This is a genomic window from Xanthomonas sp. F1, from assembly GCF_014199855.1.
Map to the genome: position 1 here is coordinate 27000 of NZ_JACHOK010000003.1, position 11779 is coordinate 38778.

The 11779-nt window shown below is 68.4% G+C and carries 12 protein-coding genes; 9 read left to right on the forward strand and 3 right to left on the reverse strand.

The features are described from left to right. The first annotated feature begins 97 nt into the window (after window positions 1-97). From GGR71_RS09045 to GGR71_RS09060, 4 genes are all read left to right on the forward strand, one after another. Complete coding sequence (locus GGR71_RS09045; protein WP_160962383.1) at window positions 98-1105, forward strand: methionine ABC transporter ATP-binding protein; 1008 nt, start codon at window positions 98-100, stop codon at window positions 1103-1105. Next, window positions 1102-1797 carry a methionine ABC transporter permease gene (locus tag GGR71_RS09050; protein ID WP_160962381.1) on the forward strand — a complete coding sequence of 232 codons (696 nt, stop codon included), beginning with the start codon at window positions 1102-1104 and terminating at the stop codon, window positions 1795-1797. Before GGR71_RS09045 ends, GGR71_RS09050 begins: the two co-directional genes overlap by 4 nt. Window positions 1798-2006: 209 nt before the next feature. Next, complete coding sequence (locus tag GGR71_RS09055; RefSeq protein WP_160962379.1) at window positions 2007-2810, forward strand: MetQ/NlpA family ABC transporter substrate-binding protein; 804 nt, start codon at window positions 2007-2009, stop codon at window positions 2808-2810. 13 nt (window positions 2811-2823) lie between these two features. Continuing rightward, window positions 2824-3387: a DUF1453 domain-containing protein gene (locus GGR71_RS09060; RefSeq protein WP_160962377.1), complete on the forward strand. Its 564-nt coding sequence runs from the start codon at window positions 2824-2826 to the stop codon at window positions 3385-3387. A gap of 124 nt (window positions 3388-3511) precedes the next feature. On the opposite strand, the gene GGR71_RS09065 is transcribed toward GGR71_RS09060, so the two are convergent. Beyond that, a complete protein-coding gene (locus GGR71_RS09065) occupies window positions 3512-4144 on the reverse strand; it encodes an OmpW/AlkL family protein (RefSeq protein ID WP_160962375.1) in 633 nt (210 codons plus the stop codon). Between the two features lie 182 nt (window positions 4145-4326). On the opposite strand from GGR71_RS09065, the gene GGR71_RS09070 reads away from it, so the two are divergent. After that, entirely contained in the window at window positions 4327-4866 is a 540-nt protein-coding gene (locus GGR71_RS09070) for a DNA-deoxyinosine glycosylase (RefSeq protein WP_160962373.1), read from the forward strand. 163 nt (window positions 4867-5029) lie between these two features. Here GGR71_RS09070 and GGR71_RS09075 read toward each other — a convergent pair whose 3' ends face one another. Then, on the reverse strand, window positions 5030-5773 hold the full coding sequence (locus GGR71_RS09075) for a hypothetical protein (protein ID WP_160962371.1): 744 nt from the start codon (window positions 5771-5773) through the stop codon (window positions 5030-5032). Window positions 5774-5993: 220 nt separating this feature from the next. Here GGR71_RS09075 and aceF point away from each other — a divergent pair, with 220 nt between their 5' ends. The 3 genes from aceF (at window position 5994) to GGR71_RS09090 (ending at window position 10022) form a co-directional block, all read left to right on the forward strand. Further along, window positions 5994-7748 carry a dihydrolipoyllysine-residue acetyltransferase gene (gene aceF, locus GGR71_RS09080; RefSeq protein WP_160962369.1) on the forward strand — a complete coding sequence of 585 codons (1755 nt, stop codon included), beginning with the start codon at window positions 5994-5996 and terminating at the stop codon, window positions 7746-7748. Window positions 7749-7880: 132 nt separating this feature from the next. Further along, a complete protein-coding gene (gene lpdA / locus GGR71_RS09085; protein WP_160962367.1) occupies window positions 7881-9677 on the forward strand; it encodes a dihydrolipoyl dehydrogenase in 1797 nt (598 codons plus the stop codon). Window positions 9678-9734: 57 nt separating this feature from the next. Further along, entirely contained in the window at window positions 9735-10022 is a 288-nt protein-coding gene (locus GGR71_RS09090; RefSeq protein ID WP_160962365.1) for a hypothetical protein, read from the forward strand. Between the two features lie 122 nt (window positions 10023-10144). Here GGR71_RS09090 and GGR71_RS09095 read toward each other — a convergent pair whose 3' ends face one another. Beyond that, window positions 10145-10957 carry a porin family protein gene (locus GGR71_RS09095; RefSeq protein ID WP_160962364.1) on the reverse strand — a complete coding sequence of 271 codons (813 nt, stop codon included), beginning with the start codon at window positions 10955-10957 and terminating at the stop codon, window positions 10145-10147. 445 nt (window positions 10958-11402) lie between these two features. Here GGR71_RS09095 and GGR71_RS09100 point away from each other — a divergent pair, with 445 nt between their 5' ends. Further along, window positions 11403-11768, forward strand: coding sequence for an ATP synthase subunit I (locus tag GGR71_RS09100; RefSeq protein ID WP_106407148.1), 366 nt, complete (start codon window positions 11403-11405; stop codon window positions 11766-11768). Window positions 11769-11779 lie beyond the last annotated feature (11 nt).

Consider the following 11779-nt stretch of genomic DNA (forward strand, 5'->3'; position numbering starts at 1 on the left):
GCCCTGCAATGCGCGCCTACGTTAGAATCGAATGGAATAACGCACGCCATCCTGGCCTGCTAGGCTTTGCGCCCCCCGTCGCTGCCGGTCCCGCGCGTTGATCCAGTTCGAGCGCCTGCACAAGTCCTATTCCGTCGCCGGCCAGCCGGTCGTGGCGCTGCATCCGCTCGACTTGCGCATCGAGGCCGGCGAGGTGTTCGGCATCATCGGCCATTCCGGCGCCGGCAAGTCGACCCTGATCCGGCTGATCAACCGGCTCGAGGAGCCCAGCGGCGGGCGCCTGATCGTCGACGGCGAAGACGTCACCGCGCTGGATCGCGCCGGGCTGCGCACGCTGCGCCAGCGCGTGGGCATGATCTTCCAGCACTTCAACCTGCTGTCCTCGCGCACGGTCGCCGGCAACGTCGCGTTCCCACTGGAACTGGCCGGCACGGCGCGTGCGGAGATCGACGCGCGGGTGGCCGAACTGCTGGAGCGGGTGGGGCTGGCCGCGCATGCCGGCAAGTATCCGGCGCAGCTGTCGGGCGGGCAGAAGCAGCGCGTCGGCATCGCCCGCGCCCTGGCCACGCGCCCGCGCATCCTGCTGTGCGACGAGGCCACCAGCGCGCTGGACCCGCAGACCACCGCCTCGGTGCTGGCGCTGCTGGCGCAGATCAACCGCGAGCTGGGCCTGACCATCGTGCTGATCACCCACGAGATGGAAGTGATCCGTCGCGTCTGCGATCGCGTGGCGGTGCTCGATGCCGGGCATCTGGTCGAGAGCGGGCCGGTCACCGAGGTGTTCCTGCATCCGCAACATCCGACCACCAAGCGCTTCGTCTCCGAGGCCGAGCATGTCGACGAGGCCGAGCTGTATCGCGATTTCACCGCGGTGGATGGGCGCATCCTGCGCCTGACCTTCCTCGGCACCGACACCTACGCGCCGCTGCTAGGGCGCATCGCCCGCGCCACCGCGGTGGACTACAACATCCTGTCCGGGCGCATCGACCGGATCAAGGACACCCCTTACGGCCAACTGACCGTGGCCCTGGTCGGTGGCGACATGGATGCGGCGCAGGCCGCCTTCGTCGCCGCCGGCGTGCATGTGCAGGAGCTGCGCCGATGAGTCCGTTCGCCACCGCCGCCGCCGGCTTCTTCCGCAATCTCGATGCCGGCAAGTGGAGCGAGATCGGCCGCGCCACCGTCGACACCCTGCTGATGCTCGGCGGCTCGTTGCCGCTGACCCTGCTGATCGGCCTGCCGTTGGGCGTGCTGCTGTTCCTCACCGGCCCGCGCCAGACCCACCAGAAGCCGCTGCTGTACGGCGGCCTGGCGCTGGTGATCAACGTGCTGCGCTCGGTGCCCTTCATCATCCTGATGATCGCGATGATCCCGCTGACGCTGTGGGCGATGGGCACCTCGCTGGGCGTGCGCGGCGCGATCCTGCCGCTGGTGGTGGGCGCGGCGCCGTTCTACGCACGGCTGGTGGAAACCGCGCTGCGCGAAGTGGACCGCGGCGTGGTCGAGGCCAGCCTGGCGATGGGCGCGACCACCTGGCAACTGGTGACGCGGGTGCTGCTGCCGGAAGCGCGGCCCGGCCTGATCGCCGGTGCCACGGTGACCACCATCGCGCTCATCGGCTTCACCGCGATGGGCGGCGCGATCGGGTCCGGCGGTCTCGGCGACCTGGCCTACCGCGACGGCTACCAGCGCTCGCATGCCGACGTGGCCCTGGTGACCGTGGTGATCCTGTTGCTGCTGGTGCAGGCGCTGCAGATGCTCGGCGACCGCCTGGTCGCGCATTACAGCCGGCGTTGAGGCCCTGCGTGCTGCGATAGGGGCGGCTTCAGCCGCGACCGCTGGCGGTAGAGCGGCCGCGGTGCCGGATCGCATACGACGGGGCGAGCGCCGCGCCTGCAACAAGACGCAATCCCACGCCTTTCGCCGCAGACCGAGGCTAGGTCTGCTAGCGTGCTGACAGCCTCGGCCGCTGCCCTTCTCCTCCCCCGTTTCCCCGGATACCTGCCATGACCCGATTCCCGTTCCGCCTCCTGCTCGCCAGCGCCGTGCTCGCCCTCGGCGGCTGCGGCAAGCCCGATGCCGGCGCCGCCAGCGACCACCTCAGCGTCGCCGCCACCGCGGTGCCGCACGCCGAGATCCTGGAGGTGGTCAAGCCGATGCTGGAGCAGCAGGGCGTGACCCTGGACGTGCGCGTGTTCAACGACTACGTGCAGCCCAACGACCAGGTAGTGCAGAAGCAGATCGACGTGAACTACTTCCAGACCGAGCCCTACCTGCAGGCCTACAACCGCGACCGCAAGAGCAACCTGGTGACCGTGGTCGGCGTGCACATCGAACCGTTCGGCGCCTACTCGCGCCGCTACAAGTCGCTGGACGCGCTGCCGCAGGGCGCCGACGTGGTGATTCCCAACGACCCCAGCAACAACAGCCGCGCGCTGATCCTGCTGGACAAGGCCGGGGTCATCAAGCTCAAGGATCCGAGCAACGCGCTGTCCACCCAGCGCGACATCGTCGCCAATCCCAAGCAGCTGAAGTTCCGCGAGCTGGATTCGGCGATGCTGCCGCGGGTGCTGGACCAGGTCGACCTGGCGCTGATCAACACCAACTACGCGCTCGATGCCGGGCTCAATCCGACCCGCGATGCGTTGGCGATCGAGAGCAAGGACTCGCCCTACGTGAACTTCCTGGTCGCGCGTCCCGACAACAAGGACGATCCGCGCGTGCAGAAACTGGCCAAGGCGCTGACCAGTCCGGAAGTGAAGGCCTTCATCCAGCGCAAGTACCAGGGCGCGGTGCTGCCGGCGTTCTGATCGGGCCACGCGCATGCCGCTGCTGCTGGCCATTCCGCTGGCGATCGTGATCGCGCTGGCGGCGACCGCGGTGCTGTTGCCGCTATCGCTGCTGCAGCGGTTCCGCGTGGGCACGGCGCGGCGCCAGGCGCGCGGTTGGCTGGTCGTGGTGCAACTGTGGTCGGCGCTGCTGTCGAGCGCGGTGTTGCTGGTCTTCGCGCTGATCGCCGCGCACTGGTGGCCCGGTGCGGCGATGCAGGCGTTGGCCGGCTGGGGCATCGGCGTGTTGCTGGGCGCGCTCGGCATCCTCGCCACCCGCTTCGAGCCGCTGCCGCATGGGCTGCACTACACGCCGAACCTGTGGTTGGTGTTGGGCCTGACCGCGTTGGTGGCGGTGCGCATCGGAGCCGGGCTGTGGCAGGGCTGGCGCAGCCTGGTCGATGGCGCGGCGTGGCCGACCCAGGGCTGGATGAGTCACGCCAGCCTGCTGGCCGCCGCGGCCTTGCTGCTCGGTTATGCCTGCGCCTATGCCTGGCTGTTGCGGCGGCGCCTGCGCCGTTTCGACCGCTACCGCGGTTTCGATCGCTCGCCGCGCTGAAGGCGCCCGCGTCTGCGTGCACGCGCAATGCTGTCTTGCTGGTCGCGCGCGCTCGATCCAGCGCATGCACAAAAACAAACGGGCCCTTGCGGGCCCGTTTGCAGTACGACTGGAGGCGGAACGCTTAGAAGCGCGCGCCGACGCCGAAGCTGAACAGCCACGGATCCAGCTTCAGGTCTTCGCCGGTGCCTTCGCCGGCCACCTTCACTTCCGGACGCGAATGCATGTAGCGCGCATCGGCACGGGCGAACCAGGTGGAGTTGATGTTCATGTCCACGCCGACGGTGCCGATGGCGCCCTTGGCGGTGTCCAGGCTCACGTGCTGGCCGGTACCGGCAAGCGCGTCGATCTTCTCGTTGCTGAAGTTGGACTCGTAGTAACCGACGCCGACGAACGGACGGAACACGTTGTCCGCCTGGCCGAAGTGGTACTGGCCGCTCAGCGCGATCGGCTGCTGTTCGACGGTGCCGACCTTGCCAACGCCGTCCGCCTTGACGCGGTGGTTGAACTTGTCGGCAGCGCCCCACAGCTCGACTGCCCAGTTGTCGTCGATCAGCCAGCTGGCGCTGATGGTCGGCGCCGGGCCGCCATCGACGTCGAGGCCGGCCGCCGGCTTGGAGTGCGGGTCGAGCAGGGTCGCGCTGCCGACGACGGAGAAATGCTTGCCGGACGCGGTATCGGCATCCTGTGCGAATGCGGCGGGCGCAAACGCAAGGGCGGACACGACAGCCAGGCTCAGGATCTGAATGGACCGCATGGGATATCTCCTCATCTTTTTCTTGTGGGGCCACGGGAGTGGGCGCGCACACCGTATCGATGAGAAGATGAATCGTCGCCGACCCTCGCCGGACGAATGCAGGCGACGTTCAGGCACTTGCGCTCGACGCTTGAAATAACGAGGTTTTAAGACTTTTGGCCGTTCATCCAGGTGCGTGCGACGTGACGACGCAGTCGTTGTTGCAAGGGCTGCCCGCGCAGATACGGGACGATTGCCGGGTGCTGGTGCTCGGCTCCATGCCCGGTGCGGCGTCGTTGCAGCAGGCGCGCTATTACGCACATCCGCGTAATCGGTTCTGGCCGCTGATGGCGGCGCTCTGTGGCTTCGATGCGGCATTGGACGCCGAAGCGCGAATGCAGGCGCTGCACGCGGCCGGCGTGGGCCTGTGGGACGTGATCGGCCAGTGCCGACGCCGTGGCAGCCTGGACGCGGCGATCGTGCGCGGCAGCGAGATCCCCAATGCCTTGCCCGAACGCATCGCGCAGTTGCCGCAGTTGCGCGCCATCGCCTGCAACGGCGCGGCGGCGGCACAGGCGTTCGCGCGCTTCGTGCAGCCGCAGTTATCTGAGCGCGATCCGCCGCTGGTGCTGCTGGCGCTGCCTTCCAGCAGTCCGGCCAATGCCGCGTTCGCCTGGCCACGGCTGCTGCAGGCGTGGTCGCCGCTGCAGCAATGGCTGCGAGTGCCGATGGCTGGCGATTGAAGGCTACCTCTCATCACACCAGGCGCACACGCGTAGGAGCGGCTTCAGCCGCGACGAGGCTTTACCGACAAGGCTGTCGCGGCTGAAGCCGCTCCTACGAGAGGGAGCGCGATGTATGGCAAAAACGGGTGATTGGAGGTTGCCCTGACGTTGCGTCGATGGATCAGCGCCGCGCGCGCAAGCGCAGCCACACCGTCTGCAGCGCCAGCGCGGCGGCCAGCAGCAGCGCCACCCATGCCGCGGTCTGCGCACCGGCGAGCGTGCTGCCGGCCTGTTTGACGTAGACCGCTGCCAGCGCCCACAGCGCCGCCGCCGCATAGGCGAGGTTGCCGCGCATCGCTCGGTTCATGCCCAGCAGCAGTACCGCCGCCAGCGCGAACAGCACCAGGCTCCACGGCAGCATCCGCTCGGTCGAGAGCCAGCGGTAGGCCACGATCACCTGCGCGGTGTTCAGGAATGCCGCCAGCGACAGCCAGCCGGCATGCAGCGACAGCGGCAGCCAGGCCCACAGGGTCTGGCCCGGTTCGGCCGCCCGATCGCGCGACAGTCGCAGCGCGGCCAGCAGCATCGCCGCCAGCGCGGTCCAGATCACCGCCAGCGCCAACAGGAAGTGCTGCTGGGAGAACACCGGCATCCACGCCGCGGTCAGCGCGAAGCCCAGCGCCGCCGGTGCCCGCACCTGCGCCAGCGCGCTGCCGCGGCGGCGCCGCGCGCTGGATTGCCAGAGGCCGAAGGCCAGGTCGAGCAGGAAGATCACGCCCCAGATCGCGAAGGCGTAGCCGGCGGCGACGATCAGGGTCGGGTAGCGGTCGGAGATGGCGCCATTGGTCGGGCCGAACGCACCACGTTGCGAGAACCAGGCGACAAGCGGCATCGCCAACGCCATCAACAGCACCAGGATCCGCATGCCTGCCCTCCAGAAATCTGCGGCGAGCCTAGCCGCGGCGCCGTGAAGGCGGCGCACCGGCCGCGCGCGCCGCGGGCATGCAACATGCGCTGGCGTACTGTCCGCCGACAGCGCCACGCCGCACAGACGATCGGGCTTTTTTGCCTGCCAAAGGTTGGCGCTGCGGCTGCGGGCCGCCACAATAGGGGTTTCCCCCTCATTAGTTGCCGGAGTTGCCCGCATGGCCGAAATCAAGGAAGCACTTGTCCCCGATATCGGTGACTACAGCGACGTCCCGGTAATCGAAGTGCTGGTGGCCGTCGGCGACACGGTGAAGAAGGACCAGAGCCTGGTCACCCTGGAGTCGGACAAGGCGACGATGGAAGTGCCGTCGCCGTTCGCCGGCGTGGTCAAGGAGATCAAGGTCAAGGTCGGCGACAGCCTGTCCGAGGGCAAGGTGGTGGCGCTGATCGAGGTGGCCGAGGGTGGCGCCAGTGCCGCACCCGCCGCGCCTGCGCCCGCCAAGGCCACGCCCGCGCCGGCCCAGCAGACCGCCGCCCCGGCCGCCGCGCCCGCGCAGAATGCGGTCAAGCCGGCCCCGGCCGCAGCGGCGGCCACCGGTGTGGTCGAAGCGCGGGTGCCGGACATCGGCGACTACAGCGACGTGCCGGTGATCGAGGTGCTGGTCGCGGTCGGCGACACGGTGAAGAAGGACCAGAGCCTGGTCACCCTGGAGTCGGACAAGGCGACGATGGAAGTGCCCTCGTCGGTGGCCGGCGTGGTCAAGGAAATCAAGGTGAAGGTCGGCGACAGCCTGTCCGAGGGCAAGGTGGTGGCGCTGATCGAAGTGGCCGGCAGCGATGCCGACGCGCCGTCCGCGTCCGCGATTCAGCCCAGCGCCGAGACCGGCGGCGGCGTGGAGCCGGTGCCGACCTCGTCCGCGCCGGACAAGCTGGCCCAGCGCGAGATCGCCCAGGTCCAGGCCACGGCGCCGGCCAAGGCCGCCGCGCCGTCCGCCACCCAGAGCAGCCCGCCGGTGGCGTTCGACGCCGACAGCGTGCTGCCGCAGAAGGTGCCCTATGCAAGTCCGGCGGTGCGCGTGTTCGCCCGCGAGCTGGGCGTGGACCTGTTCCAGGTCAGCGGCTCGGAACAGGGCGGCCGCATCAGCAAGGACGACGTGCAGCGCTACGTCAAGGCGGCGCTGTCCGGCGCCGCACCGGCCGCTGCGGGTGCCGCGCCTGCCGCCGGCGGCAACGGCCTGAACCTGCTGCCGTGGCCGAAGGTGGACTTCGCCAAGTTCGGCGAGGTCGAGGTCAAGCCGCTGTCGCGGATCAAGAAGATCTCCGGCGCCAACCTGGCGCGCAACTGGGCGATGATCCCGCACGTCACCCAGTTCGAGCAGGCCGACATCACCGACCTGGAAGCCTTGCGCGTGGCGCTGAACAAGGAGAACGAGAAGGCCGGCATCAAGCTGACCATGCTCGCCTTCCTGCTCAAGGCCAGCGCCGCGGCGCTGAAGCAGTTCCCCGACTTCAACGCCTCGCTCGATGCCAGCGGCGAGAACCTGACCCTGAAGAAGTACTTCCACATCGGCTTCGCCGCCGACACCCCGAACGGGCTGGTGGTGCCGGTGATCCGCGACGTGGACAAGAAGGGCGTGGTCGAGCTGGCGCGCGAGAGCGGCGAGCTGGCCAAGAAGGCGCGCGACGGCAAGCTCGGCCCGGCCGAGATGAGCGGCGGCTGCTTCTCGATCAGTTCGCTCGGCGGCATCGGCGGCACCGCGTTCACGCCGATCGTCAACGCGCCGGAAGTGGCGATCCTGGGCGTGTCCAAGTCGGCGATCCAGCCGGTGTGGAACGGCAAGGAGTTCGCCCCCAAGCTGCTGCTGCCGCTGTCGCTGAGCTACGACCACCGCGTCATCGACGGCGCCGCCGCGGCGCGCTTCACCACCTACCTGAGCCAGGTGCTGGCGGACATGCGCCGCGTGCTGCTGTAAGCCCTGTCGTCACGGCGCCGCGTCCGTCGCGGTGCCGGTTTTCCCCCACTTGCGCGCGCCGCGTGTTTGCGCGGTCGCGCCGACGAACTGCAAACGCCCTTCGCCACGGCGAGGGGCCACAGGAGAAGCTGCATGGCGGTCATTGAGGTCAAGGTCCCGGATATCGGCGACTACAGCGACGTTCCGGTCATCGAGGTGCTGGTCGCCGTCGGCGACACGGTGAAGAAGGACCAGGGCCTGGTGACGCTGGAGTCGGACAAGGCCACGCTGGAAGTGCCGTCCGCGGCCGCCGGCGTGATCAAGGAGCTGAAGGTCAAGCTCGGCGACACCCTGTCCGAGGGCGCGGTGATCGCGCTGCTGGAGACCGCCGACGGCGCCGCTGCGGCGCCCGCCGCGGCCCCGGCCGAGGTGCCGGCCAGCAAGCCGCCGGTGGCGCCGTCGCACCGCGCGCCGGCCGAGCCGCCGGCGCCCAAGCCGGCGCTGGCCAGCGGCAAGCCCGCCGACATCGAATGCAAGATGGTGGTGCTCGGCGCCGGCCCCGGCGGCTACACCGCCGCGTTCCGCGCTGCTGACCTGGGCCTGGACACGGTGCTGATCGAGCGCTACGCCAGCCTCGGCGGCGTCTGCCTCAACGTCGGCTGCATTCCATCCAAGGCGCTGCTGCACGCAGCCGCGGTGATCGACGAGGTCGCCCATGCCGGCGATTTCGGCGTGGACTTCGGCAAGCCCAAGATCACCCTGGACAAGCTGCGCGAGTACAAGGAAAAGGTGGTCGGCAAGCTCACCGGCGGCCTGGCCAGCATGGCCAAGCAGCGCAAGGTGCGCACCGTCACCGGTGTGGCGTCGTTCGTGTCGCCGAACGAACTGGAGATCGTCGGCGCCGACGGCAAGACCCAGTTGCTGCGCTTCGAGCACTGCATTGTCGCCGCCGGCTCGCAGGCGGTGAAGCTGCCGAATTTCCCGTGGGACGACAAGCGGGTGATGGACTCCACCGATGCGCTGGAACTGCAGGAGATCCCCAAGACCCTGCTGGTGGTCGGCGGCGGCATCATCGGCCTGGAAATGGCCACCGTGTACAGCGCGCTGGGCAGCAAGGTCACCGTGGTCGAGTTCATGGACCAGCTGATGCCGGGTGCCGACAAGGACCTGGTCAAGCCGCTGGCCGACCGCTTGAAGAAGCAGGGCGTGGAGGTCCATCTCAAGACCAAGGCGGCCGAGGTCAAGGCCGACAAGAAGGGCATCACCGTGACCTTCGAAGCGGCGACCGCGGGCGAAACCCCGGCGCTGGCCGCCACCACCTACGACCGTGTGCTGGTCGCGGTGGGTCGCGCGCCCAATGGCAAGAAGATCGGCGCCGACAAGGCCGGCATCAACGTCACCGAGCGCGGCTTCATTCCGGTCGACCGGCAGATGCGCACCAACGTGCCGCACATCTTCGCCATCGGCGACATCGTCGGTAACCCGATGCTGGCGCACAAGGCCACCCACGAAGGCAAGCTGGCCGCGGAAGTGGCCGCCGGCGAGAAAAAGGAGTGGGTGGCGCGGGTGATCCCGTCGGTGGCCTACACCAATCCGGAAATCGCCTGGGTCGGCGTCACCGAGACCGAGGCCAAGGCCAAGGGGCTGAAGGTCGGCGTGGCCAAGTTCCCGTGGGCGGCCAGCGGCCGCGCCATCGGCATCGGCCGCACCGAGGGCTTCACCAAGCTGATCTTCGACGAGGAAACGCACCGCATCATCGGTGGCGCCATCGTCGGCGTGCACGCTGGCGACCTGCTGGCCGAGATCGGCCTGGCGATCGAGATGGGCGCCGAGGCCGAGGACATCGGCCACACCATCCACGCGCATCCGACCCTGAGCGAGTCGGTCGGCATGAGCGCCGAGGTCTACGACGGCACCATCACCGACCTGTACATCCCGAAGAAGAAGTGACGCCCGCGCGACCGTACCGCTGCGTGCGGTGCGGTCGCTGCGGTGTCGATAGGACGCATGGAGGTCGCCGTGGGGCAGGGCAATCTATGTCCCGAACTGCAGGCGTTGCTGCAGCGCGAACTGGCCAGTGGCAACCGTATCGCCGAGCCGCCACGCCGGACCGACTGGCCGCATCCGGGCTCGGTCTTCGTGTCGTTGAAGCGCGACTTGCGCAGCGACGTGGCCTCGCTGCCGGCGACGGTGCAGCACGCGATCTGCACCGATCCGCACTACGGCTGGCACGACGAGTGCTACTGCACGACGCACCGGCATCTGCTGGTGGCCGGTGCGACCAAGCCGCCCTGAGCGTGCGCAGCTGTCGCCGCGCCGGCCCTCTTCCGCGCACCCGTCAAACGACAGAACCCCGCATCGCTGCGGGGTTCTGCATGAGGCTGCTTGCGGGGCCCGGGTCCCGGGTCCCGAAACAATCAGAACGCGAAGGTCACGCCCGCGACCGGGCCCTTGAACTCCTGCTTCAGGCCGACGCTGGCGTTGTCGCGCTTGCGGTCCACGTCCAGCTTGAACCAGTCGTAGCCGGCGAAGATGCCGAAGTTGCGGGTGAAGCGGTACTCGACGATGGCGTTGGCGCGGCTCAGGTCGCCGTCGTAGTCGCCGAAGTCGCCCCACTTGGTGTTGAGGTACTGGCCCTGGATGTTGAACAGCCAGTGCTCGCTCGGGTGCGCGGTGAAGCGCACGCCGACCACCGGCGCAGCGCCGTCCTCGCTCTCGTCCAGGAAGGTGCCGGTGTAGACCGGACCCAGGTCGGCGTAGGCATTGGACTGCACCTTGGCCCACTCGGCACCGATCTGCAGGCCCATGCTGAACTGCGGGTTGTCGATCACCGAGTAGTCGTACACCAGGCTGGCCACCTGGTACTTCAGCTCGCCCTTGACGAAGCTGCCCGACGGCACGGTCACGCCGCCCAGGCTGACGTCCTGGCCCAGCTCTTCGCGGCGGTCCTTGTCGAACTTGAAGTAGTCGAAGATCAGGCGCTGACGGGTGCTGAGGCGGAACACGCCGTCCACGCGCGGCTCCCATTCCTTGCCGCCGAAGTTGAAGTCCTGCGAGCCGGAAATGGCGTTGCCGTTGATCACGGCATTGCCGCGCAGGGTGTTGTCGTTGTCCACGTTCATCGCGCCGACGCGCAGGGTGAAGCGGTCGTCGCCGTCTTCGGCGTGAGCGGGCAGCGCGTAAGCGGCGGCGAGCGCGCACGGCAGCGCCAGGGCAAGCAAGTGTTTCATGGGGGACAAGCTCCGTCGTCTTGGGATTTTTTGGATGAGGCGTCGATGGCAGCGCCATCGCGTGCCGTCACTATCCTTAAATCCGCGTCCACCATTCGTGAAAGTATGGTGGCTCACGCCGCCACGCCTGTCCCAGAACACGCAACGAAAAGAGCCCCGGGAGGACCGGGGCTCGGTGGGTCTGCGCTGTGGGCCGACGAGGATGGGCGCAGTCCCTGTCCGATCAGACAGGGTAGTGGACAGAAAGTTCCCCGCAAAGACGTGCTGCAATGCCGCATCCGGCGCCGGCCACGGGTGGTGACCGTGCTATCGTCTACGGGCGGAGGGGCATTCGGACGCGGTCAGGACCCCTGGCGGTTGTCTCGCAAATTGTCCCATTGCTATAATTCCGCGGCTCGACGGACGCGAAGACGTCCTCAATCCACCACCAATTGCAGGATTTTCTGTGCTGAACTCCGTTGATGCGGGTCGGCGGCTGATGCTGCGCGCAGCGATTTACCCGCTGGTGGCGGTGGCCGTGGTGTCCCTGCTGTTCCTCTTGCTGGGGCCGAAATACGCGATGGGCGCCGCCGCGACCGGGCTGGCGACCGTGGCAGGGGGATGGCTGGCGGCACGCACCGCGCTCGATGGCGGCGTGCAGGCGGCAGGGTCGGCATTGGCACGGTTGATCGTGGCCATGGTGCTGAAGTGGGTGTTGGTGTTCGCGGTGCTGGCGCTGGGCTTTGCCTGGTGGCGGTTGCCTCCTCTGGCCCTGTTGGCGGGTATCGCCGTCGGGCTGATGTTCCAGGTTCTGGCTCTGGCCAGGCGTTGATCGAATCAAGA